At 71.8% G+C, this 23,815-nt stretch carries 20 protein-coding genes; 16 read left to right on the plus strand and 4 right to left on the minus strand.

Annotated features, from left to right (window positions below; genetic code table 11):
- Positions 1 to 39 precede the first annotated feature (39 nt).
- The 4 genes from ABD198_RS10145 to ABD198_RS10160 form a co-directional block, all read right to left on the minus strand.
- Complete coding sequence (locus tag ABD198_RS10145) at positions 40 to 2,448, minus strand: transglutaminase TgpA family protein (RefSeq protein WP_343999559.1); 2,409 nt, start codon at positions 2,446 to 2,448, stop codon at positions 40 to 42.
- The gene (locus tag ABD198_RS10150; RefSeq protein WP_343999561.1) at positions 2,445 to 3,809 is read right to left on the minus strand and encodes a DUF58 domain-containing protein; all 1,365 of its coding nucleotides are present in this window, start codon (positions 3,807 to 3,809) and stop codon (positions 2,445 to 2,447) included. Before ABD198_RS10150 ends, ABD198_RS10145 begins: the two co-directional genes overlap by 4 nt.
- The gene (locus ABD198_RS10155; RefSeq protein WP_343999563.1) at positions 3,809 to 4,846 is read right to left on the minus strand and encodes an AAA family ATPase; all 1,038 of its coding nucleotides are present in this window, start codon (positions 4,844 to 4,846) and stop codon (positions 3,809 to 3,811) included. Before ABD198_RS10155 ends, ABD198_RS10150 begins: the two co-directional genes overlap by 1 nt.
- A gap of 260 nt (positions 4,847 to 5,106) precedes the next feature.
- A complete protein-coding gene (locus ABD198_RS10160) occupies positions 5,107 to 5,655 on the minus strand; it encodes a beta-class carbonic anhydrase (RefSeq protein WP_343999565.1) in 549 nt (182 codons plus the stop codon).
- Between the two features lie 457 nt (positions 5,656 to 6,112).
- Here ABD198_RS10160 and rsmH point away from each other — a divergent pair, with 457 nt between their 5' ends.
- The 16 genes from rsmH (at position 6,113) to ABD198_RS10240 (ending at position 23,725) form a co-directional block, all read left to right on the plus strand.
- The gene (gene rsmH / locus ABD198_RS10165; RefSeq protein WP_343999567.1) at positions 6,113 to 7,072 is read left to right on the plus strand and encodes a 16S rRNA (cytosine(1402)-N(4))-methyltransferase RsmH; all 960 of its coding nucleotides are present in this window, start codon (positions 6,113 to 6,115) and stop codon (positions 7,070 to 7,072) included.
- 45 nt (positions 7,073 to 7,117) lie between these two features.
- On the plus strand, positions 7,118 to 7,591 hold the full coding sequence (ftsL, locus tag ABD198_RS10170; RefSeq protein WP_343999569.1) for a cell division protein FtsL: 474 nt from the start codon (positions 7,118 to 7,120) through the stop codon (positions 7,589 to 7,591).
- Between the two features lie 5 nt (positions 7,592 to 7,596).
- The gene (locus ABD198_RS10175) at positions 7,597 to 9,549 is read left to right on the plus strand and encodes a peptidoglycan D,D-transpeptidase FtsI family protein (protein WP_343999571.1); all 1,953 of its coding nucleotides are present in this window, start codon (positions 7,597 to 7,599) and stop codon (positions 9,547 to 9,549) included.
- A 161-nt stretch (positions 9,550 to 9,710) separates the two neighbouring features.
- On the plus strand, positions 9,711 to 11,231 hold the full coding sequence (locus tag ABD198_RS10180; protein WP_343999573.1) for a UDP-N-acetylmuramoyl-L-alanyl-D-glutamate--2,6-diaminopimelate ligase: 1,521 nt from the start codon (positions 9,711 to 9,713) through the stop codon (positions 11,229 to 11,231).
- 4 nt (positions 11,232 to 11,235) lie between these two features.
- Positions 11,236 to 12,651, plus strand: a complete 1,416-nt coding sequence (locus ABD198_RS10185; RefSeq protein WP_343999575.1) for a UDP-N-acetylmuramoyl-tripeptide--D-alanyl-D-alanine ligase — start codon at positions 11,236 to 11,238, stop codon at positions 12,649 to 12,651.
- Positions 12,651 to 13,721, plus strand: a complete 1,071-nt coding sequence (gene mraY / locus ABD198_RS10190; RefSeq protein ID WP_343999720.1) for a phospho-N-acetylmuramoyl-pentapeptide-transferase — start codon at positions 12,651 to 12,653, stop codon at positions 13,719 to 13,721. The genes ABD198_RS10185 and mraY overlap by 1 nt, the downstream gene beginning before the upstream one ends.
- Positions 13,703 to 15,136: a UDP-N-acetylmuramoyl-L-alanine--D-glutamate ligase gene (gene murD, locus ABD198_RS10195; protein WP_343999577.1), complete on the plus strand. Its 1,434-nt coding sequence runs from the start codon at positions 13,703 to 13,705 to the stop codon at positions 15,134 to 15,136. The genes mraY and murD overlap by 19 nt, the downstream gene beginning before the upstream one ends.
- Positions 15,137 to 15,216: 80 nt before the next feature.
- Positions 15,217 to 16,551, plus strand: coding sequence for a putative lipid II flippase FtsW (gene ftsW, locus ABD198_RS10200; RefSeq protein ID WP_343999579.1), 1,335 nt, complete (start codon positions 15,217 to 15,219; stop codon positions 16,549 to 16,551).
- A gap of 6 nt (positions 16,552 to 16,557) precedes the next feature.
- A complete protein-coding gene (murG, locus tag ABD198_RS10205; RefSeq protein WP_167994687.1) occupies positions 16,558 to 17,652 on the plus strand; it encodes an undecaprenyldiphospho-muramoylpentapeptide beta-N-acetylglucosaminyltransferase in 1,095 nt (364 codons plus the stop codon).
- 25 nt (positions 17,653 to 17,677) lie between these two features.
- Positions 17,678 to 18,472: a cell division protein FtsQ/DivIB gene (locus ABD198_RS10210; RefSeq protein ID WP_343999582.1), complete on the plus strand. Its 795-nt coding sequence runs from the start codon at positions 17,678 to 17,680 to the stop codon at positions 18,470 to 18,472.
- Positions 18,473 to 18,751: 279 nt separating this feature from the next.
- Positions 18,752 to 19,948, plus strand: a complete 1,197-nt coding sequence (gene ftsZ, locus ABD198_RS10215) for a cell division protein FtsZ (RefSeq protein WP_343999584.1) — start codon at positions 18,752 to 18,754, stop codon at positions 19,946 to 19,948.
- Positions 19,945 to 20,673 (plus strand): peptidoglycan editing factor PgeF, encoded by a 729-nt coding sequence (gene pgeF / locus ABD198_RS10220; protein WP_343999586.1) that lies wholly within the window; start codon positions 19,945 to 19,947, stop codon positions 20,671 to 20,673. The genes ftsZ and pgeF overlap by 4 nt, the downstream gene beginning before the upstream one ends.
- A 6-nt stretch (positions 20,674 to 20,679) precedes the next feature.
- Positions 20,680 to 21,399, plus strand: a complete 720-nt coding sequence (locus tag ABD198_RS10225) for a YggS family pyridoxal phosphate-dependent enzyme (protein ID WP_343999589.1) — start codon at positions 20,680 to 20,682, stop codon at positions 21,397 to 21,399.
- A gap of 129 nt (positions 21,400 to 21,528) precedes the next feature.
- Complete coding sequence (locus tag ABD198_RS10230) at positions 21,529 to 22,188, plus strand: cell division protein SepF (RefSeq protein WP_343999591.1); 660 nt, start codon at positions 21,529 to 21,531, stop codon at positions 22,186 to 22,188.
- A gap of 50 nt (positions 22,189 to 22,238) precedes the next feature.
- A complete protein-coding gene (locus ABD198_RS10235) occupies positions 22,239 to 22,529 on the plus strand; it encodes a YggT family protein (RefSeq protein WP_004932337.1) in 291 nt (96 codons plus the stop codon).
- 53 nt (positions 22,530 to 22,582) lie between these two features.
- Positions 22,583 to 23,725, plus strand: coding sequence for a DivIVA domain-containing protein (locus tag ABD198_RS10240; protein WP_343999599.1), 1,143 nt, complete (start codon positions 22,583 to 22,585; stop codon positions 23,723 to 23,725).
- The last annotated feature ends 90 nt before the right edge of the window (positions 23,726 to 23,815 follow it).

Consider the following 23,815-nt stretch of genomic DNA (forward strand, 5'->3'; position numbering starts at 1 on the left):
GCCGCCGAGGGCGGCGCCCCCCGGCGGCGGCTCCCGCTCTCAGCCCTGATGCCGCGACGGGCGGCGCCAGATGGGCCTGCTGAGCCACGCGGGCCGCAGCGCCGCCGCCCGCGCCCGGACGCCGGCCCACCAGGAGGACACCGCCCAGCTCACCCGTGCCGTGGAGCGCGGGGCGAAGAGCGCGCGCAGGCGGGTGCCCCGGCCGGCCGTGGAGCGCAGCCCGGCGATCACCCGGCGGACGTCCTCCGCGAGTCCCGCCACCGGGCGGGGGTGCGGGGCGTACAGCACCTGCTCCACCGCGTCGGCCACCCGGTGCACCGAGGCCGCGGCGGCCTCGTCGAGACGGCCCAGCCGCACGATCCGGGCGGCCGCCTTGCGCGGGGTGAGCGACTCGTCCGGCAGGATGCCGAAGTCCCACGCCGTGTCGATCAGCTCGTCCCAGACGGCCAGGATGTGCGGCGCCGCGTCCGCGTCCGAGCGGCCGTGCGCACCCAGGCGCACCGCGCGTGTGCGCAGCCGCCACAGCAGCGGCGCCAGGGGCACCGCCAGCGCGGCCAGCCCGGCCAGCGCCCACACCAGCAGCGCGTACCACTTCGGGCCGTCCCCGTCACCGGGCAGCGCGGCCTGCGCCGACTCGCTGGGGCAGCCGCCGTCCAGCTTCCGCTGCTCCACCGGGCAGCTCTCGCTCTGCGAGGGGGCCGCCGAGGGCGCAGATGAGGACTCCTGGGCCGACGGCCGGGCCGGGTCCGGCAGCTGGCGGTCGGAGGTGTCCGGGACCGTGTAGGCGGGGATGGAGCCGCGGGTGGGAGTGGGCTCGAAGCGGGTCCAGCCGACCCCCTCGAAGTACAGCTCCGGCCAGGCGTGCGCGTCGCGCAGCCCCACCGACACGGTGCCGTCGGCCTGCGGGGTGCCCGGCGCGAAGCCCACCGCCACCCGGGCCGGGATGCCCAGGGAGCGGGCCATCGACGCCATGGCGAAGGAGAAGTGCACGCAGAAGCCCTGCTTGTCCCGCAGGAAACGGGCGATCGCCCGCGAGCCGCTGCCGACGTCCACCTGGGTGTCGTACTCGAAGCCGCCGGTCACCGCGAACCAGTCCTGGAGCTTGACCGCCTGGTCGTAGGGGGTCTTCGCGTCCTGGGTGACCTCGCGGGCGGTGCGGGAGACCACCGAGGGCAGCGAGTCCGGCAGCTCGGTGTACTCGCGGCGCAGCGCGGGCGGCGGCGCCGGGGCGTCGGCCAGCTGCTTCGCCGTCGGCCGCACGTCCAGGCCGCGCACCGAGTAGGTCAGGCCCCGGGTGTTCTGGCCGTGGTCGCCGACCAGCGTCATGCCGATCGGCTCGTAGCGCCAGTTGCCCCGGATGTCCACGCCGCTCGGCGGGTACGGCATCGGCAGCCAGTCCTGCCCGTACCACTCGGCGGTCGAGATGGTGGTCGCGAACTCCTTGCGCGTGACGTCAGGCCCGAGGCCCGCCGGGGTCGGGAAGGCGCCGTCGGGCACCGTGGTGATCGACCGCTTCGACGGCTTCCAGGTGGTGCCGTCGAAGTCGTCCAGGGACACGATGCGCAGGTACAGGTCCGAGAGGTTCTCGATCTCGGTGCGCACCGACATCACCTGGCGGTCCTCGTCCACATTCAGCGAGTCGCGCAGCGACACCAGCGGGTTCACCGCGGAGATGGTGCCGCCCCGGCCGGCGCCCGGGCCGACGCCGGCGCCCGCCGGGTCCAGCAGCCCGCCGTTCATCGCGGGCAGGCCGAGCGGCACCACCAGGGCGATGCCCAGCGCCAGCACCCCGATCCGCCGGCCGGTACGCACCGGAGCGGTCGGCCCGGCCGGCTCACCCGGCCCGCGCGCCGTGCCGCTGAAGACCCGCCCCCACGCCGAGAGCCGGTCGCGGCCCTCGGCCAGCAGCAGCATCAGATAGCCGACTGCCGCCAGCAGGAACCACACCCAGTCGCTGCCGCCGTCGGACAGACCGGCCGCCACCGAGTACAGGGCGAGCAGCGGAAGCCCCGCCGGGGCCGCGCTGCGGAAGGTCACCGCGAGGGTGTCCACCAGCAGCCCGATGGTCAGCACCCCGCCGATCAGCATCAGCCGGATGCCGTCGGTCAGCGGCGCCGGTATCGCGTACCGGCTGACGTCCTCGCCGCCCTGCTCCAGCAGCCCGGCGAGGAACCGGAAGGCGTCCGGGCCGGGCAGCACACCGGCGAGGGCCTGCTCCCGGGCGAACACCACGGTCACCAGCAGCAGCGTCACCAGCGCCTGCGCCGCCACCGTCAGCGGGCGCGCCAGCGGCACCCGCCGGGCCGCGGCGCCCACACCCGCCTGCACGGCGAGCAGGAGCGCCGCCTGGATGATCCAGGTGGCGGGCTTGACCAGGGGCAGCAGCGCGCTCGCCGCCAGCAGCGTGGCCAGCCACGCGGCCAGCGTCAGCCGTACCCGCCCGCTCATGAGCGTCCCTCCCCACCGCTCGCCGCGGCCAGCCCCGAACGCTCCTGCTCGGCCTGCCGCCACAGCTCGTTCAGCGACGCGCCCCGCGGTGCCGCCAGGGCCGTCCAGCCCGCCTCGCGCAGCAGCCGCAGCTGATCACCGCCGCGGTCCGGGCCGCCGGGCGCCTGGGCCGCGTCCCGCATCCACGAGGCGCTGTCCAGCAGGAAGGCGAGCGCGCCCCCGCTGCGCTGCCGCATCCGCCCCAGCACCGCGGCCTGCTCCTCGTCGAGATCCCCGAGGAACGCCACCAGCAGCCCCTCGTTCCCGCCGCGCAGCACGTCGTAGGCGCGCGACAGGCCCGCCCCGTCGGAGTGGTCCACGACCGCCAGGGTGTCCATCATCAGCCCGGCCGCGTCCGCGGACTCCTGGTTCGCCCCCGCGAAGCCGTCGGAGCCCTCGCCCGGCACCACCTGGCCGGTGTCGGTCAGCAGCCGTACCGAGAAGCCCCGCTCCAGCATGTGCACCAGCACGGAGGCCGCACCGGAGACCGCCCACTCGAAGGCCGAGTCCGGGCCGGCGCCCTGGTAGGCGACGGCCCGGGTGTCCAGCAGCACGGTGCAGCGGGCCCGCTGCGGCTGCTCCTCGCGGCGCACCATCAGCTCGCCGTAGCGCGCGGTGGAGCGCCAGTGCACCCGGCGCAGGTCGTCGCCGTAGCGGTAGCCGCGCGGGATCACGTCGTCCTCGCCGGCCAGCGCCAGCGCCCGCTGGCGCCCGTCCCCGTAGCCCTTGGCCTCGCCGCTCAGCCGCACCGGCGGCAGCGGCTCCACGCGCGGGATCACGGTGAGGGTGTCGTACGTGGAGAAGGAGCGGGTCAGCTCACACATCCCGAACGGGTCCGAAAGCCGCAGCTGCAGCGGCCCCAGCGGATAGCGGCCGCGCAGGTCCGAGCGGACCCGGTAGGACACCTCGCGCCGCCCGCCGGGCTCCACCCGGTCCAGCACGAAGCGCGGCCGGGGGCCGAGCACATAGGGCACCCGGTCCTGCAGCATCAGCAGCCCGGTGGGCAGCCGGGAGATGTTGTCCATCCGCAGATGCACCCGGGCCTCGCTGCCGGCCGGCACCCGCGCGGGGGAGAGCCGGCGGCTGCCGGCCACCCGGTAGCGGGTGCGGTAGAGCACGACCGCGCACACCAGCGGCAGCACCGCGAGCAGCAGGCCGACCCGCAGCAGATCGCTCTGGCCGAGGACATAGGCGCAGATCGCGGCGGCCACACCGGCGGCCAGGAACGAGCGCCCGCGGGTGGTGAGCCCGGCCAGTGCCGTGCGCAGTCCGCCCCTGTCGCCGTCGGCGCCCTCGGTGTGGACCGCACCCGCGGTGGTCATCACAGCCTCCGCGGCGGCTGCGGGCCGAAGGCTGCGCCCCGGCCGCCCACGCCGAACGCGGTCTGCTGCGGGGCCGCCGCGGGCACCGGGGTGCGCTGCAGGATGTCGTGCACGACCTGCTCGGCGGTACGGCGGTTGAGCTGGGCCTGGGCGGTGGGCAGCAGCCGGTGCGCCAGCACGGCCACGGCGAGCGCCTGCACGTCGTCCGGCAGCGCGTAGTCCCGGCCGCTGAGCGCCGCGGCCGCCTTCGCCGCGCGCAGCAGATGCAGCGTGGCGCGCGGGGAGGCGCCGAGTCTGAGCTCCGGGTGGGTGCGGGTGGCGCCGACCAGGTCCACCGCGTACCGGCGCACCGGCTCGGCCACATGGACGCCGCGCACCGCCTCGATCAGCTTGAGGATCTCGTGCGCGTGCGCCACCGGCTGGAGGTCCTCCAGCGGGGAGACGCCGCCGTGCACGTCCAGCATCTGCAGCTCGGCCTCGGCGCTCGGGTAGCCGACCGAGACACGGGCCATGAAGCGGTCGCGCTGGGCCTCGGGCAGCGGATAGGTGCCCTCCATCTCGACCGGGTTCTGCGTGGCCACCACCATGAACGGGCTGGGCAGCTCGTAGGTCTGGCCGTCGATGGTGACCTGGCGCTCCTCCATGGACTCCAGGAGCGCGGACTGCGTCTTCGGCGAGGCGCGGTTGATCTCGTCGCCGATCACCACCTGCGCGAAGATCGCGCCCGGCTTGAACTCGAAGTCGCGGCGCTGCTGGTCCCAGATGGACACACCGGTGATGTCCGAGGGCAGCAGGTCCGGTGTGAACTGGATGCGCCGCACCGAGCAGTCGATCGACCGCGCCAGTGCCTTCGCCAGCATCGTCTTGCCGACTCCCGGGACATCCTCGATGAGCAGATGCCCCTCGGCGAGCAGTACGGTCAGCGAGAGCCGTACGACCTCGGGCTTGCCCTCGATCACGCCCTCCACCGAACTCCGCACGCGCTCCGCGACGGCGGTCAGATCAGTGAGGCTCGCTCGATCGTCATAGGTCGTCACCCGGCCCTCCTCGGCCTTTCCCCGCGCTCCTTGTCGAGCGGAGGACCCCATGTTTCCCGGGCCGACGCTTGCAGTGCGGACCGGCCCACCCCGAATTCACGTGTGCCCCACGCGAAAAGCTTCGCGTGGCGCCACCCCCGCATTCTTGCTGCCGTTACCGATTCGTGTCACTCGCCTGTGGACAACTGACGGCGATATGTCGGATCTTACGACGTTTGTGAAACCCGGGGGATCGGGCCGCTCCCGGACGGGCGGGCAGGTCAGGCGGGGTCGATCTCGCGCAGCAGACCGGTCTTCACATCGAACACGAACCCGCGCACGTCGTCGGTGTGCAGCAGGAACGGCGAGGTCCGCACCCGCTGCATGGACTGCCGCACGTCCTGGTCGACGTCCCGGAACGCCTCCACCGCCCAGGCGGGACGCTGGCCCACCTCCATCTCCAGCTCGTGCCGGAACTCCTCGGTGAGCGACTCCAGACCGCAGTCGGTGTGATGGATCAGCACCACGCTGCGGGTGCCCAGCGCGCGCTGGCTGATGGTCAGTGAGCGGATCACGTCGTCGGTGACCACACCGCCCGCGTTGCGGATGGTGTGACAGTCGCCGAGCTCCAGACCCAGCGCGGCATGCAGGTCCAGGCGGGCGTCCATGCAGGCCACGATCGCCACCCGCAGCACCGGCCGGGCGTCCATCCCCGGGTCGGTGAAGACGTCGGCGTACTCCCGGTTGGCCTCGATCAGACGATCGGTGACCGCGCGGCCGCCGGGGGATGTGCTCGCGCGGTTCGCAGGAACCGATGCAGAAGTCGTCATACCTCCTGACGGTACTGGTCACCCCTGCGCCCGGCTCGCTGTGAAGTCGGGACAAAGCCGGGACAAAGAGTGTCATCATCTCGCGCTGTGACGGAACCCACACGAGTGGTGTGAGCTCCGTCTTCCGGGTGTTTCCCGCGCCCCGCGGTTGCGTCCCGCCCCGCCCTCCCGGTCCCGCCGTGCGCGGGGCCGCGACGCGCAGGCCGGTTGATTGACCGGGCCCCGCGGTGGACTAAAGTGACGCGAAGCGGGAGGCGAGACTCCCCGCTGCACTGATCTCCCCGGATACCCGGGCCGCGCCCGGAGATCCCCCCGCGTGCGCGGCGCGTACGTACGGCTCGGCCTCCTCCCGCGCCCGGCCTGCCGACGCCCCAGGCGCCGGCAGGCCGCCCCCTTCCGGGACAGGGGCGAGTGGCCCGGCCCTGCGTCGGCGTCGCGCCGGATATGAGAGGGCCCCTTGAGCCAGAGTCGACACGTCCCGGTGATGCTCCAGCGGTGCCTGGACCTGCTGGCGCCCGCCCTGGAGCGGCCCGGAGCGGTCGTCGTCGACTGCACCCTCGGCCTCGGCGGCCACAGCGAGGCGCTGCTCAAACGCTTCCCCGAGGTCCGCCTCGTCGCCCTGGACCGCGACAAGGAGGCCCTGCGCCTGTCCGGCGAACGCCTCGCCCCCTACGGCGAGCGCGCCACCCTGGTGCACGCCGTCTACGACGAGCTGCCCGAGGTGCTCGACCGGCTCGGCGTCCCGCGCGTGCAGGGCGTCCTGTTCGACCTCGGGGTGTCGTCCATGCAGCTCGACGAGGCCGACCGCGGCTTCGCCTACGCCCAGGACGCCCCGCTCGACATGCGCATGGACCAGACGACCGGCATCAGCGCCGCCGAGGTCCTCAACACCTACCCGCCCGGCGAACTCGTCCGCATCCTGCGCGCCTACGGCGAGGAGAAGCAGGCCCGGCGCATCGTGGCCGCGATCGTCCGCGAGCGCGAGAAGGAGCCGTTCACCACCAGCGCCCGCCTGGTCGAGCTCATCCGCGACGCGCTGCCCCAGGCCGCCAAGCGCACCGGCGGCAACCCGGCCAAGCGCACCTTCCAGGCCCTCAGGATCGAGGTCAACGGCGAACTCGCCGTGCTGGAGCGGGCGATCCCGGCCGCCGTGAAGGCGCTCGCCGTGGACGGACGGATCGCCGTGCTGTCGTACCACTCGCTGGAGGACCGGCTGGTCAAGCAGGTGTTCGCGGCGGGCGCCGCCACCACCGCGCCCCCCGGGCTGCCCGTGGTCCCCGAGCGCTACCAGCCCCGGCTCAAGCTGCTCACGCGCGGTGCCGAACTTCCCACCGAGGAGGAGATCGCCGAGAACCGGCGGGCGGCCCCCGCCCGGCTGCGCGCCGCCCAGCGCATCAGGGAGGACGCCGACGACTGAGCGGGGCGGACCCGGCGGAGCTGTGTGACGACTCAGGGAGCGTGAGTGACCAGGAAACCCGAACTGAAGGGGAGGGCGGCCCGTCTCGCGCGGCTCATCCCCTCCGGAGGCGCCCAGGCGGCCCGCACCCCGTTCGTCCTCCTCGTCGTCCTGCTCCTCGGCGGCGGTCTCATCGGGCTCCTGGTGCTGAACTCCGCGCTCAGCGAGGGCGCCTTCGAGCTCGGCGACCTCCAGCGCGAGACCAAGAACCTCACCGACGAGGAACAGTCCCTGCAGCGGGACATCGACGCCTACTCCGCCCCCGACGCCCTCCAGCGCCGCGCCGAGGAACTGGGCATGGTGCCCGGCGGCGACCCCGCCTTCCTCGGCCCCGACGGCAAGGTCAAGGGCGTCCCCGAGCCCGCCCCGGGCGCCCCCGTCCCGATGGTCCTGCCGCCCGAGGCGCTGGCCACGGCGACACCCCCGGCCCTCAAGGCCGGCCCCACCATCCCCGCCCCCGCGACGACCCCCGGCAGGTGACGGAAGTGTCCGACAGGGAAGCGCCGCGCCGCCGCGTACCCGGACCCGCCAGGCCCGTCCGCCCGGGCGAGCGGCGCCCCGGGCCCGGCGCCCGCCCCGCCCGCCGCCCGGGACCGCCCCGCCCGGCCCCGCGCACCATCGGGCTGGGCAGCCCGCGTCCCCGGCTGCGCCTGGTCGGCCTGGCCCTGACCCTCGTCCTGATCGCCTTCGTGATCCGCCTGTTCCAGGTGCAGGCCGTCGACGCCAGTACCTACGCCGCCAAGGCGGCGCAGAACCGCTATGTCGGCCAGGTGCTCGCCGCCGAGCGCGGCGAGATCACCGACCGCAACGGGGTGGCCCTGGCGACCAGCGTGGACGCCTACGACATCACCGCCGACCCCACCATGTTCACCCCGGAGCAGATGAAGACCGGCGACGCTCCGGAGCAGGCCGCCGCCCTGCTCGCCCCGATCCTCGGCCAGAGCGAGGAGAAGCTGGTCGCCAAGCTCCGCCCGGAGAACAAGGGGCTGCGCTACGTCAAACTGGCCGGCCGGCAGACCCCGCAGGTCTGGAAGCAGATCAAGGACCTGAAGTCCGCGCTGGCCAAGAAGGCGGAGAGCGACAAGTCCGCCGTCAACGTGCTCTCCGGCGTCTTCTCCGTGCCCACCACCAAGCGGGTGTACCCCAACAACGAGCTGGCCGCCGGGATACTGGGCTGGGTCAACGCCTCCGGCCGGGGCGGCGGCGGCATCGAGCTCCAGCTGGACAAGAAGCTCACCGGCAAGGACGGCAAGATCCGCTACGCCCAGTCGGGAGGCCGGCTGGTGCCCACCGCCGACTCCACCGAGACCCCGGCGGTGCCCGGCAGCGACGTCGAGCTCACCATCGACCGCGACATCCAGTGGGCCGCGCAGAACGCCATCAGCAAGCAGGTGGCCAAGTCCCGGGCCGACCGCGGCTATGTGATCGTGCAGGACACCCGCACCGGTGAGGTCCTCGCCATGGCCAACGCGCCCGGTTTTGACCCGAACAACCTCTCCGAGGCCGACCCGGACGCGCTCGGCAACGCGGCCCTCCAGGACGCCTACGAGCCCGGCTCCACCGCCAAGGTGCTGTCGATGGCGGCCGTGCTCGAGGAGAACGCCGCCACCCCGCTCACCCATGTCGTGGTGCCCAACCGGCTGCACCGCGGCGACCGCCTCTTCAAGGACGACGTCGACCACCCCACCTGGTACCTGACCCTCAACGGGGTGCTCGCCAAGTCCAGCAACATCGGCACCATCCTGGCCACCGGCCAGCTCGGCAGGACCCAGTCCGCCGCCAACAAGGTGCTCTACGACTACCTGCGCCGCTTCGGCCTCGGCGGCCCCACCGGACTGGGCTTCCCGGGCGAGACCAAGGGCATCCTGGCGCCGCCCGGGCAGTGGTCGACCTCGCAGCAGTACACGATTCCTTTCGGCCAGGGCGTGTCCATCAACGCGATGCAGGCCGCCTCCGTCTACTCGACCATCGCCAACGGCGGCGTGCGCATCGAGCCCACCCTGGTGCGCGGCACCGAGGGACCCGACGGGACCTTCACACCCGCCCCGGAGCCCGAGAAGAGGCGGGTGATCAGCGAGAGGACGGCGAAGACGCTCGCCCGGATGCTGGAGTCGGTGGTGGACGACGAGGAGGGCACCGGCACCAAGGCGCGCATCCCCGGCTACCGGGTCGCGGGCAAGACGGGTACGGCGAACCGCGTGGATCCGGCCACCGGGAAGTACCGCGGATACACCTCCTCCTTCGCCGGCTTCGCGCCCGCCGACAAGCCCCGGGTCACCGTCTACTGCGTCATCCAGAACGCCACCAAGGGCAGCTACTTCGGCGGCCAGATCTGCGGACCGGTGTACAAGCAGGTCATGGAGTTCGCCCTGAAGACCCTGCAGGTCCCCCCGACCGGGGCGAAGCCCGCGAACTACCCGGTCACCTTCAAGCCCTGACCGACGACGCCCCCAGGAACCACCTCGTGACGACGACCTCCCCGCACCCCGGGAACTCCGGCGGCTCCACCCCCTCGCTTCGCCCCGGGGCGGTGACGCCGGGTACGCTCACCGCCGTGCCACACGCTGATCAGTCCCAAACCACCCAGAAGGGCCACCCCGTGACATATCCGGGACCGCCCAGGCCGGAACGGGTATCCCCGACACCCCTCGCGGAGCTCGCCGGCCTGCTGGGTGCCCCCGCACCGGAGCAGACCGCCGAGGTCACGGGCATCACCCACGACTCGCGCGCCGTCCGCCCCGGCGACCTGTACGCCGCCCTGCCGGGCGCCCGCGCGCACGGCGCCGACTTCGTCGCCCAGGCCGCCGGCCTCGGTGCGGCCGCCGTGCTCACCGACCCGTCCGGCGCCGAACGCGCCGCCGCGACCGGCCTGCCCGTGCTGGTGGCCGACGACCCGCGGGGGCGGATGGGCGAGCTGGCCGCCACGATCTACGGCCACCCCGGCCGCGACCTGCTGCAGATCGGCATCACCGGCACCTCCGGCAAGACCACCACCGCCTACCTCGTCGAGGGCGGACTGCGGACCGCCCGCAGCACGGGGCTGATCGGCACCGTCGAGATGCGCATCGGCGACGAGCGGATCAAGTCCGAGCGCACCACCCCCGAGGCCACCGACCTGCAGGCCCTGTTCGCCGTGATGCGCGAACGCGGCACCGAGGCGGTCGCCATGGAGGTCTCCAGCCACGCCCTGGTCCTCGGCCGGGTCGACGGCTGCGTCTTCGACATCGCCGTCTTCACCAACCTCAGCCCGGAGCACATGGAGTTCCACTCCGACATGGAGGACTACTTCCGGGCCAAGGCGCAGCTGTTCACGCCGAAACGCAGCAGGCTCGGCGTGGTCAACATCGACGACGAGTACGGCCGCCGCCTGGTCAAGGAGGCCGGAGTCCCGGTCGTCACCTACTCCGCCGAGGGCCACCCGGACGCCGACTGGCGCGCCGAGGACGTCGAGGTCGGCACGGTGGACTCGGCCTTCACCGTGATCGGCCCCAAGGACGAGCGGATCACCGCCCGCTCGCCGCTGCCGGGCCCCTTCAACGTGGCCAACACCCTGGCCGCGATCGTGGCGCTCGCCGCGGCCGGACTCGACCCGCAGTCCGCCGCCGACGGCGTCGCCGCCGTCCCCGGTGTGCCGGGCCGCCTGGAGCGGGTCGACGTGGGCCAGCCGTATCTCGCGGTCGTCGACTACGCCCACAAGACCGACGCCGTCGAGTCCGTGCTCCGCGCCCTGCGCAAGGTCACCGAGGGCAAGGTGCACGTGGTGCTCGGCTGCGGCGGGGACCGGGACCGGACCAAGCGCGCCCCGATGGGCGCCGCCGCGGCCCGGCTCGCCGACACCGCCGTACTGACATCGGACAACCCCCGCTCCGAGGACCCGCTCGCGATCCTCGCCACCATGCTCCAGGGCGCGGCCTCGGTGCCCGCCCACGAGCGCGGCGAGGTACAGGTCTTCGAGGACCGGGCCGCCGCGATCGCCGCCGCCGTCGCCCGGGCGCAGCCCGGTGACACCGTGCTGGTCGCCGGCAAGGGCCACGAGCAGGGGCAGGACATCGCCGGGGTGGTGCGTCCCTTCGACGACCGCCAGGTGCTTCGCGAAGCAATCCAGAAGACCCAGGGATGAACTTGTGATCGCCCTCTCCCTCGCCGAGATCGCAGAAGTCGTCGGCGGGCAGACGCACGACATACCGGATCCGTCCGTGCAGGTCACCGGGCCGGTCGTCCGGGACTCGCGGGAGGCGGGTCCGGGCAGCCTCTTCGTCGCCTTCGTCGGCGAGCGCGCCGACGGCCACGACTTCGCGGCCCAGGTCGTCGAGGCGGGCGCGGCCGCCGTGCTCGCCTCGCGGCCGGTGGGCGTGCCCGCGATCGTCGTCGACGACGTGCAGTCCGCCCTCGGCGCCCTCGCCCGCCACGTCGTACGGCGCCTCGGCACCACCCTCGTCGCGCTCACCGGCTCGGCCGGAAAGACCAGCACCAAGGACCTCGTCGCCCAGGTGCTCCGGCGCAAGGCGCCGACCGTCTTCACCCCCGGCTCGCTCAACAACGAGATCGGCCTGCCGCTGACCGCGCTCAGCGCCACCGAGGAGACCCGGTACCTCGTCCTGGAGATGGGTGCCCGCGGCCTCGGCCACATCAAGTACCTCGCCGAGCTCACCCCGCCGCGGATCGGCCTGGTCCTCAACGTCGGCTCCGCGCACATCGGCGAGTTCGGCGGGCGCGAGCAGATCGCGCAGGCCAAGGGCGAGCTCGTCGAGGCGCTCCCGTCCGCCGAGGACGGCGGCGCGGCGATCCTCAACGCCGACGACCCCTATGTGCGGGCCATGGCCGCCCGAACGAAGGCGAAGGTGATCTTCTTCGGGGAGTCCGGCGAAGCGGACGTTCGGGCCGAGAACGTGCGACTCACGGACAGCGGACAGCCCTCCTTCAGGCTTCACACACCCTCCGGTGCAAGCGATGTGACCATGCGCCTGTACGGTGAGCATCACGTGTCGAACGCGCTCGCCGCGGCCGCCGTCGCCCACGAGTTGGGCATGTCCGCAGACGAGATCGCCCTCGCGCTCTCCGAGGCGGGCTCCCTCTCCCGCTGGCGGATGGAGGTCACCGAGCGCCCGGACGGCGTGACGGTCGTCAACGACGCCTACAACGCGAACCCCGAGTCCATGCGGGCCGCCCTGCGTGCGCTGGCGGCGATGGGCAAGGGGCGCCGGACGTGGGCGGTGCTCGGCAAGATGGCCGAGCTCGGGGACGAGGCGCTCGCCGAGCACGACGCGGTCGGACGGCTCGCCGTCCGGCTCAACGTCAGCAGGCTCGTCGCGGTCGGCGGCAGGGAAGCCGCCTGGCTGCAACTGGGCGCATACAACGAGGGTTCGTGGGGTGAGGAGTCGGTGCACGTGTCCGACGCACAGGCGGCGGTCGACCTGCTGCGCAGCGAGCTGCGCCCGGGGGACGTCGTACTCGTGAAGGCGTCCCGTTCGGTCGGGCTCGAGAGCGTGGCGCAGGCGCTGCTCGAGACCGGTGCCGAGGGTGAGGTCGCCGCCCGATGATGAAGCAGATCCTGTTCGCAGGAGTCATTGGCCTCTTCCTGACACTGATCGGCACCCCCCTGCTGATCAAGCTCCTGGCCCGCAAGGGCTACGGCCAGTACATCCGCGACGACGGGCCGCGCGAGCACGCCAGCAAGCGCGGTACGCCGACCATGGGCGGCATCGCCTTCATCCTGGCCACGGTCGCCGCCTACTTCCTGTCCAAGGTGATCACCGGCTACACCCCGACCTACTCGGGTCTGCTGGTGCTGGGCCTGATGGTCGGCATGGGCATGGTCGGCTTCCTGGACGACTACATCAAGATCGTCAAGCGGCGTTCGCTGGGCCTGCGGGCCAAGGCGAAGATGGCCGGCCAGCTGATCGTCGGCATCGCCTTCGCCGTGCTCTCCCTGCAGTTCGCGGACGCCCGCGGGCAGACCCCCGCCTCCACGAAGCTGTCGTTCATCACGGACTTCGGCTGGACGATCGGCCCGGTGCTGTTCGTCGTCTGGGCGCTGTTCATGATCCTCGCCATGTCGAACGGCGTGAACCTCACCGACGGTCTGGACGGTCTGGCCACCGGCGCCTCGGTCCTCGTCTTCGGCGCCTACACCTTCATCGGCGTCTGGCAGTTCCAGGAGTCCTGCGCCAACGGCGAGACCCTGACCAACCCGAACGCCTGCTTCGAGGTGCGCGACCCGCTCGACCTCGCCGTGGTCTCCTCCGCCCTGATGGGCGCCTGCCTCGGCTTCCTGTGGTGGAACACCTCGCCCGCCAAGATCTTCATGGGCGACACCGGTTCGCTGGCGCTCGGCGGTGTGCTCGCCGGTCTGGCGATCTGCTCGCGCACCGAGCTGCTGCTCGCCATCCTGGGTGGCCTGTTCGTCCTCATCACCATGTCGGTGGTCATCCAGGTCGGCTCCTTCCGGCTCACCGGGAAGCGGGTCTTCCGGATGGCGCCGCTCCAGCATCACTTCGAACTCAAAGGCTGGTCCGAGGTCCTTGTGGTGGTCCGCTTCTGGATCATCCAGGGCATCTGTGTGATCGTCGGACTGGGCCTCTTCTATGCGGGATGGGCAGCGGAAAAGTGACCTCCTCGGTGACTGGGGACTTCCAGGGCAAGCGCATCACCGTCGCCGGGCTCGGTGTCTCCGGCGTCCCGGCGGCCAAGGTGCTGCACGGCCTCGGCGCGCAGGTCACCGTCGTCAACGACGGCGACGACGACCGCGCCCGCGAACAGGCCGCCGGGCTCGAGGCGCTCGGTGTCACCGTGCGCCTCGGCGACGGCGACAGCCTGCCCGAGGGCACCGAACTGATCGTCACCGCCCCCGGCTGGAAGCCGGACAAGCCGCTCTTCGCGGCGGCCGGGGCGGCCGGGGTCCCCGTCTGGGGCGATGTCGAACTCGCCTGGCGGCTGCGCAAGCCGGACGCCGCCCCCTGGCTCGCGGTCACCGGCACCAACGGCAAGACCACCACCGTCCAGATGCTCGCCGCCATCCTGCAGGCGGCCGGCCTGCGCACCGCGGCCGTCGGCAACATCGGCGTCTCCCTGCTGGACGCGGTGCTGGGCGAGGAGCAGTACGACGTGCTCGCCGTGGAGCTGTCCAGCTACCAGCTCCACTGGGCGCCCTCGCTGCGCGCCCACTCCGCCGCCGTGCTCAACCTCGCCCCCGACCACCTCGACTGGCACGGCTCCATGGAGGCCTACGCCGCCGCCAAGGGCCGCATCTACGAGGGCAACCGGGTCGCCTGCGTCTACAACGTGGCCGACAAGGCCACCGAGGACCTGGTGCGCGAGGCCGACGTGGAGGAGGGCTGCCGCGCCATCGGCTTCACCCTCGGCACCCCCGGCCCCTCCCAACTCGGCGTCGTGGACGACCTGCTGGTCGACCGCGCCTTCGTGGAGAACCGGCACAAGAACGCCCAGGAGCTGGCCCAGGTCTCCGACGTCCGCCCGCCGGCCCCGCACAACATCGCCAACGCGCTGGCCGCCGCGGCGCTCGCCCGCGCCTTCGGTGTGCCCGCCGCGGCCGTGCGCGAGGGGCTGCGGTCCTTCACTCCGGACGCCCACCGGATCGCGCACGTGGCCGACATCGACGGTGTCTCCTACGTGGACGACTCCAAGGCCACCAACACCCATGCCGCGGAAGCCTCGTTGGCGGCATACGAAAAGATCGTATGGATTGCGGGCGGCCTGGCGAAGGGCGCGACCTTCGACGAGCTGGTCGCCAAGTCCGCGAAGCGCCTGCGCGGTGCGGTGCTGATCGGCGCCGACCGTGCCCTGATCCGCGAAGCCCTCGCGCGACACGCCCCGGAAGTACCCGTCGTGGACCTCGAGCGGACCGACACTGGGGCGATGCTCCAGGCTGTCCAGGAGGCGAAGCGGCTCGCACGGCCCGGTGACACGGTCCTGCTGGCCCCGGCCTGCGCCTCGATGGACATGTTCGCCAACTACAACCGGCGCGGTGAGGCGTTCGCACAGGCGGTGCGCGAACTCGGCGCCTGACCCGGACGCCTGCGCCGGGCGACCTTGGGAGGGACGCGTGGGACCGTCGAGGCGCTGTCCGGCCTGCCGAGGAGGCCGGGATGTCCGGTAGCCGTACCTCACGCCCGCCCGTGCAGCGGGCCACCCGCCTGCCGCGCGAGAACCCGGCCCTCGGCCTGGTCACGAGGCTGCGCCGGGCCTGGGACCGGCCGCTGACCGCGTACTACCTGATCCTCGGCGGCAGCGCGCTGATCACCGTGCTCGGCCTGGTGATGGTCTACTCGGCCTCCCAGATCACCGCGCTGCAGATGTCGCTGCCCGGCTCGTACTTCTTCCGCAAGCAGCTGCTGGCCGCCGTGATCGGCTGTGCGCTGCTGCTGGTGGCCTCCCGGATGCCGGTCCGGCTGCACCGGGCGCTCGCCTACCCCATCCTGGCGGGCGCCGTCGGCCTGATGGCGCTGGTGCAGGTGCCGGGGATAGGAGTCGCGGTCAACGGCAACCAGAACTGGATCGCCGTCGGCGGCTCCTTCCAGCTCCAGCCCAGCGAGTTCGGCAAGCTGGCTCTGGTGCTGTGGGGCGCCGATCTGCTCGCCCGCAAACAGGAGCGGCGGCTGCTGACCCAGTGGAAGCACATGCTGGTGCCGCTGGTGCCGGCCGCCTTCATGCTGCTCGGGCTGATCATGCTCGGCGGCGACATGGGCACCGCGATCATCGTCACCGCGATCCTCTTCGGCCTGCTGTGGCTGGCCGGGGCGCCCACCCGGCTGTTCGTCGGGGTGCTCGCCGTCGCCGGTCTGATCGGCGCCGTCCTGATCCGCACCAGCCCCAACCGCATGGCCCGCCTGGCCTGCCTGGGCGCCACCGAACCCCAGTCGGGACCGGTGGACTGCTGGCAGGCCGTGCACGGGATCTACGCCCTCGCCTCCGGCGGAATCTTCGGCTCCGGACTCGGTGCGAGTGTGGAGAAATGGGGCCAACTCCCGGAAGCCCACACCGACTTCATCTTCGCCGTCACCGGTGAGGAACTGGGCCTGGCGGGGACGCTGTCGGTGCTCGCTCTCTTCGCCGCTCTAGGCTATGCGGGTATCCGCGTGGCCGGACGCACGGAGGACCCCTTCGTCAGGTATGCCGCGGGAGGCGTGACCACCTGGATCACGGCCCAGGCCGTGATCAACATCGGTGCGGTGCTCGGTCTGCTGCCGATCGCCGGTGTCCCGCTCCCGCTGTTCTCCTACGGGGGATCCGCCCTGCTGCCGACCATGTTCGCCATCGGGCTGCTGATCGCCTTCGCGCGTGACGAGCCCGCTGCGCGGGCGGCGCTTGCGATGCGGCAACCCCGCTTTGGTAAAAAGCGGAACGGGGGTTCTCGACGGCCCCGGAGATGGAACACGATGCGACGGCGCGCCACGGCGGCGCGTACGTCCGGAGAGCGGTGAATTTCGGTGCATGTCGTACTCGCCGGCGGAGGAACCGCGGGCCACATCGAGCCCGCGCTCGCCCTCGCGGACGCCCTGCGCAGGCAGGATCCGACTGTGGGCATCACGGCCCTGGGCACGGAGCGCGGCCTCGAGACGGAACTCGTACCCCAGCGCGGGTACGAGCTGGCGCTGATCCCCGCCGTGCCGCTGCCACGCAAGCCCACCCCCGAGCTGATCACCGTGCCGGGGCGGCTGCGCGGCACCATCAAGGCCACCGAGCAGATCCTGGAGCGCACCAAGGCGGACGTCGTGGTCGGCTTCGGCGGCTATGTCGCCCTGCCCGGCTACCTCGCCGCCAAGCGGCTCGGCGTCCCGATCGTCGTGCACGAGGCCAACGCCCGCCCGGGCCTGGCCAACAAGATCGGCTCCCGGTACGCGGCCCAGGTCGCCGTCTCCACGCCCGACAGCAAGCTGCGCAACGCGCGCTACGTCGGCATCCCGCTGCGCCGCTCCATCGCCACCCTGGACCGGGCCGCGATGCGCCCCGAGGCGCGCGCCGCCTTCGGTCTGGACCCCAACCTGCCCACGCTGCTGGTCACCGGCGGCTCGCAGGGCGCCCGCCGGCTCAACGAGGTGGTCCAGCAGGTCGCGCCGTGGCTGCAGCAGGCCGGCATCCAGATCCTGCACGCGGTCGGCAAGAAGAACGAACTGCCGCAGGTGCAGCAGATGCCGGGAATGCCCCCTTATGTCCCGGTACATTACCTGGACCGGATGGACCTCGCGTACGCCGCGGCCGACATGATGCTCTGCCGCGCGGGCGCGATGACCGTCGCCGAACTCTCCGCCGTCGGACTGCCGGCCGCCTATGTCCCGCTGCCCATCGGCAACGGCGAGCAGCGGCTCAACGCACAGCCGGTGGTCAAGGCCGGCGGCGGTCTGCTGGTCGACGACGCCGACCTCTCCCCGCAGTGGGTGCAGCAGAACGTCCTGCCCGTGCTGGCCGACCCGCACCGGCTGTACGAGATGTCCCGCGCCGCCGCCGAGTTCGGCCGCCGGGACGCCGACGAGCTGCTGGTCGGCATGGTGTACGAGGCGATCGCCGCCCGTGCGCACCGCTAGGGGTCTATGACGAAGGGCAGGAACGGTGGCCGGACCGACGACCGAGGAGCGGACGCCGCGCGGTGAACGCCGGCAGGAGTCGTCCGGCCCGCCGCCCCTGCTGCGGCGGCACCTCCGTACGATCGTCGTCCTGGCCATCGCCCTCGCCTTCCTGGGCAGCGGCGCCTTCTGGCTGCTGTACGGCTCCGATCTCGTCCGCGCCGAGAAGGTGTCCGTCTCCGGCACCCGGATCCTCACAGCGGAGCAGGTGCGCGAGGCGGCCGACGTGCCGCTGGGGAAGCCGTTGATTTCCGTGGACACCGACGCCGTCGCGTCACGTGTCAGCCGGAAATTGCCCCGAATTGACACGGTGGACGTGGAGCGTTCCTGGCCTCATGGAATCACGCTGAAAGTGACGGAGCGCACTCCGGTTCTGCTGGTGCAAAAAGGCGGAAAGTTCATCGAAGTGGACGATGAGGGCGTCCGATTCGCCACGGTTTCCCGGGCCCCGGAAGGCGTTCCGACTCTGGAATTGGACCTCTCCCGAAGCGGTTCCGCCGCCGCGAGCCTGCGCCGCTTCGGCGAGGCCCGGCTGGTGCGCGAGGCGGTGCGGGTCGCCGGCGCCGTTCCGGGCCCCGTCGCCCGCCTCACCCGCACCGTCAAGGTCCGTTCCTACGACGACATCTCGCTGGAGCTGAAGGACGGCCGCACAATCGCCTGGGGAAGCAGCGAGGCGGGTGCGGCAAAGGGCCGTACGCTCACCGCGCTGATGAAAGCGGCGCCCCGCGCGCGGCACTTCGACGTCAGCGTTCCCACCGCCCCTGCGTCATCAGGGAGTTGACGGGCATCAGCGCAGGCCAGCACCCTGGTTGGGCAGCGCTACGCCTGATCACATAGGGTGAAAAGAAAAACGGGAGGTTCGGCGTGTTCGTTGAACGTGCGCCACTTGTCGACTTACTGTCCTGTTCAGAAGACTCCAGGGAACAGACACACTGGTAACCCTAAACTTCAACGTTAGGGTTCGGGTCGGCGATACGGACCGTCCCATTCGGCATCAGTCGTCGCACCGCGGCAAGGCCGCGAGGCGGCGACACGTAACTCGAGGCGAGAGGCCTTCGACGTGGCAGCACCGCAGAACTACCTCGCAGTCATCAAAGTCATCGGTGTCGGCGGCGGTGGTGTCAATGCCATCAACCGGATGATCGAGGTCGGTCTCAAGGGCGTCGAGTTCATCGCCATCAACACCGACGCGCAAGCTCTGTTGATGAGCGACGCCGACGTCAAGCTCGACGTCGGCCGTGAACTCACCCGCGGACTCGGCGCCGGAGCCAACCCGGCCGTGGGCCGCAAGGCCGCCGAGGACCACCGAGAGGAGATCGAGGAGGTCCTCAAGGGGGCCGACATGGTCTTCGTGACAGCCGGTGAAGGCGGCGGCACCGGCACCGGCGGCGCGCCCGTCGTGGCCAACATCGCCCGCTCGCTCGGTGCCCTCACCATCGGTGTGGTCACGCGCCCGTTCACCTTCGAGGGGCGGCGCCGCGCCAACCAGGCCGAGGACGGCATCGCCGAGCTCCGTGAAGAGGTCGACACCCTCATCGTCATCCCCAACGACCGGCTGCTGTCCATCTCGGACCGCCAGGTCTCCGTCCTCGACGCCTTCAAGTCGGCGGACCAGGTCCTGCTCTCCGGTGTCCAGGGCATCACCGACCTGATCACCACGCCCGGCCTGATCAACCTCGACTTCGCCGACGTCAAGTCGGTCATGTCCGAGGCGGGTTCGGCCCTGATGGGCATCGGCTCGGCCCGCGGCGACGACCGCGCGGTGGCCGCCGCCGAGATGGCGATCTCCTCGCCGCTGCTTGAGGCCTCCATCGACGGTGCCCGCGGGGTCCTGCTGTCCATCTCCGGCGGCTCCGACCTCGGTCTGTTCGAGATCAACGAGGCCGCCCAGCTGGTCAGCGAGGCAGCCCACCCCGAGGCCAACATCATCTTCGGCGCGGTCATCGACGACGCCCTAGGCGACGAGGTCCGGGTGACCGTGATCGCCGCCGGCTTCGACGGCGGCCAGCCGCCCTCCCGCCGCGAGAACGTGGTCGGATCGGCCTCCGCCAAGCGCGAGGAGCCGGCCCCGTCGCGGCCCTCCGAGAGCCGTCCGTCCTTCGGCTCGCTCGGCAGCGTCACGCCGAAGGAGGAGACCGAGCCGGTCACCCCGGAGCCCGTGGCGGACCTGCCGGCGCCCCAGCCGCCGGTCCCGCCGTCGCGGACCTACACGGACAGCGCGGCCGAGGAACTGGACGTACCGGACTTCCTGAAGTGATAGGACAGCGCGGACACGTGAGCGGCGCGCACTTCGCCTTCACCGACCGGTGGGGCGGGGTGAGCGCCGCTCCGTATGAGGAGCTCAATCTCGGCGGCGCGGTCGGCGACGCCCCCGATGCCGTCCGCACCAACCGCGAACTGGCCGCGAAGTCTCTCGGTGTGGACCCGGCCCGGGTGGTGTGGATGAACCAGGTGCACGGCGCCGCCGTCACCGTCGTCGACGAACCCTGGGGAGACAAGCCGGTCCCCGAGACCGACGCGGTGGTCACCACCCGGCGGGGGCTCGCGCTCGCCGTCCTCACCGCCGACTGCGTGCCGGTGCTGCTCGCCGACCCGGTGGCCGGTGTGATCGCCGCGGCCCACGCCGGACGGCCCGGACTGGTCGCCGGGGTGGTCCCCGCCGCCGTGCGCGCCATGACCGGCCTCGGCGCCGACCCCGCCCGCATCGTCGCCCGCACCGGACCCGCGGTGTGCGGCCGGTGCTACGAGGTGCCGGAGGCGATGCGCGCCGAGGTGGCCGCCGTGGAGCCGGCGGCGCACGCCGAGACGAGCTGGGGCACGCCCGCGGTCGACGTGAGCGCCGGAGTGCACACCCAGCTGGAACGGCTCGGGGTGCGCGACCGGGAGCAGTCGCCGGTGTGCACGCTGGAGTCGGACGATCACTTCTCGTACCGCCGCGACCGCACCACCGGTCGGCTCGCGGGCTATGTGTGGCTGGACTGATAGGGCATGACGGACCGTAAGGACGAACTCGCCGCGAATCTGGCGAGAGTGGAGGAACGGATCGCCGCGGCCTGCGCCGCGGCCGGACGTGCGCGCGACGAGGTCACCCTCATCGTGGTCACCAAGACGTTCCCGGCGAGCGATGTGCGGATCCTGTCGGAGCTCGGCGTGCGGCACGTCGCCGAGAACCGTGACCAGGAAGCCGCGCCCAAGGCGGCGGCATGTTCGGATCTGCCGCTTTCCTGGCACTTCGTCGGTCAGCTTCAGACCAACAAGGTGCGTTCCGTGGTCGGTTACGCCGATGTCGTGCACTCCGTCGACCGCGCCAAGCTGGTCAACGTGCTGTCCAAGGAGGCCGTGCGGGCCGGGCGCGAGGTGGGCTGCCTGATCCAGGTCGCCCTCGACGCCGGGGCGAGCGGCCGGGGCGAGCGCGGTGGCGTGGCGCCCGAGGGGATCGCGGAGTTGGCGGACCTGGTGGCGCGCTCCGAGGGGCTGCGGCTGGACGGTCTGATGACCGTGGCGCCGCTCACCGGGGAGTACGCGGGACGCGAACGGGCGGCGTTCGAGCGGTTGATGGATTTGTCGACCGACCTGCGCAGGAACCATCCGGCTGCGAACATGGTCTCTGCGGGGATGAGTGCGGACCTCGAAGAGGCCGTTGCCGCCGGGGCGACACATGTGCGCGTCGGCAGTGCGGTACTCGGAGTCCGCCCCAGGCTCGGGTAACGTCGCCAAGAAGTCGGACCACAGCAGAAAATATGGTCATTGCCGCCGAAAGGCGGACATGAAGACCACGTGGATCGCGGGCACTTGGCGGTCGTCAGCGAATCCACCACAGAGCGGAGGACTCAGAGAATGGCCGGCGCGATGCGCAAGATGGCGGTCTACCTCGGCCTCGTGGAGGACGATGGGTACGACGGCCGCGGATTCGACCCAGACGACGACTTCGAACCGGAACTCGACCCGGAGCCCGAGCGGGACCACCGGCGGCACGAGCAGTCCCGCGGGTCGCACAGTGCTCACAGCGCACATGGTGCACACCAGTCCCAAAGGGACAAAGAGGCACGAATCACACAGCCGCCCGCACCCCGCGAACCGGTCGCCCGTTCCACCTCGCTTCCCGCGGAATCAGCCCGCCCGGCGCGCATCGCGCCCGTGGCGTCCATCACACAAGAACGCGCAAGTCTGGAGAAGAACGCACCGGTGATCATGCCCAAGGTGGTGTCCGAACGAGAGCCCTACCGGATCACCACACTCCATCCGCGGACCTACAACGAGGCCCGTACCATCGGGGAACACTTCCGTGAAGGCACCCCGGTGATCATGAATCTCACTGAGATGGATGACACAGACGCGAAGCGACTTGTCGACTTTGCGGCCGGTTTGGTGTTTGGTCTTCACGGCAGCATCGAGCGGGTGACGCAGAAGGTGTTCCTGTTGTCGCCTGCTAACGTCGATGTCACGGCGGAGGACAAGGCCCGCATCGCAGAGGGCGGGTTCTTCAACCAGAGCTAGAAGACCAAGACCAGACCGAGCAGGGCACAGGGGAGAGGGAAAGACAGGCCATGAGCGTGTTCGCGCAGGTGATCTACATCGCGCTGATGGTGTTCCTCATCGTGCTCATCTTCCGTCTGGTCATGGACTACGTCTTCCAGTTCGCCCGCTCGTGGCAACCCGGCAAGGCGATGGTGGTCGTCCTGGAGGCCACCTACACTGTCACCGATCCACCGCTGAAGCTTCTGCGGCGGTTCATCCCGCCGCTGCGTCTCGGGGGCGTGGCGCTCGACCTGTCCTTCTTCGTACTAATGATCATCGTCTACATCCTGATCTCGATCGTGGGCAATCTCGCGAGGTGACTGTGGACGATACGGTCTTGCCGACTGCCGAATGACTACGTTGAGGTGAAGAGATGCCGTTGACCCCCGAGGACGTGCGGAACAAGCAGTTCACGACCGTCCGCCTCCGAGAAGGCTATGACGAGGACGAGGTCGATGCCTTCCTCGACGAGGTCGAAGCCGAACTGACGCGCCTGCTCCGCGAGAACGAGGACCTGCGCGCCAAGCTGGCCGCAGCCACCCGCGCCGCTGCCCAGAATCAGCAGAACATGCGCAAGCCCCCGGAGCAGCAGGACCAGCAGGGCCCGCCGCAGGGCATGCCCCAGCAGGGCATGCGAGGTCCGGGCGCTCCGGTGCCCGCCGGGATATCGGGCCCGCCGCAGCAGCAGATGGGCGGCCCCATGGGCGGCCCGCCCCAGCTGCCGAGCGGTGCTCCCCAGCTGCCCGCCGGCCCCGGCGGACAGGGCGGCCCGCAGGGCCCCGGCCCGATGGGTCAGGGCGGTCCCGGGCCGATGGGCCAGGGCGGCCCGATGCAGGGGCAGATGGGCCCCGGTGGCCCGATGGGCGGCCCCATGGGCGGCCCCGGTCTTCCCGGTCAGGGCGGCCCCGGCGGCGACAGCGCCGCGCGCGTGCTGTCGCTGGCCCAGCAGACCGCCGACCAGGCGATCGCGGAGGCCCGTGCCGAGGCCAACAAGATCGTGGGCGAGGCGCGTTCGCGCGCCGAGGGCCTGGAGCGGGACGCCCGCGCCAAGGCCGACGCCCTGGAGCGGGACGCGCAGGAGAAGCACCGCGTCGCGATGGGCTCCCTGGAGTCCGCCCGCGCCACGCTGGAGCGCAAGGTCGAGGACCTGCGCGGCTTCGAGCGCGAGTACCGCACGCGTCTGAAGTCCTACCTGGAGTCGCAGCTGCGCCAGCTGGAGACCCAGGCGGACGACTCGCTGGCCCCGCCGCGCCAGTCGTCGCCGTCGGCCCCGTCGCTGCCGCCGTCCCCGGCGCCGTCGATGGCGTCCGCCGGTGCCGGTGGCCCGTCCTACGGCGGCAACCAGACGATGGGCGGCGGCTCGCCGAGCCAGTCCGGCCCGTCCTACGGCGGCCAGCAGCAGATGCAGCCGGCGATGACCCAGCCCATGGCGCCGGTGCGTCCGCAGGGTCCGTCGCCGATGGGGCAGGCGCCCTCGCCCATGCGCGGGTTCCTCATCGACGAGGACGACAACTGAAGGTCAACTGAAGACGGTCCGAGGCCAAGGCCTCGGTGGTCATGAGTACGGCGTAGCAGTCGGCAGATCAAGGGGCGGGGCCCCGGGTGA

It is taken from the genome of Streptomyces thermocarboxydovorans (assembly GCF_039524635.1).
Taxonomy (GTDB): Bacteria; Actinomycetota; Actinomycetes; order Streptomycetales; family Streptomycetaceae; genus Streptomyces; species Streptomyces thermocarboxydovorans.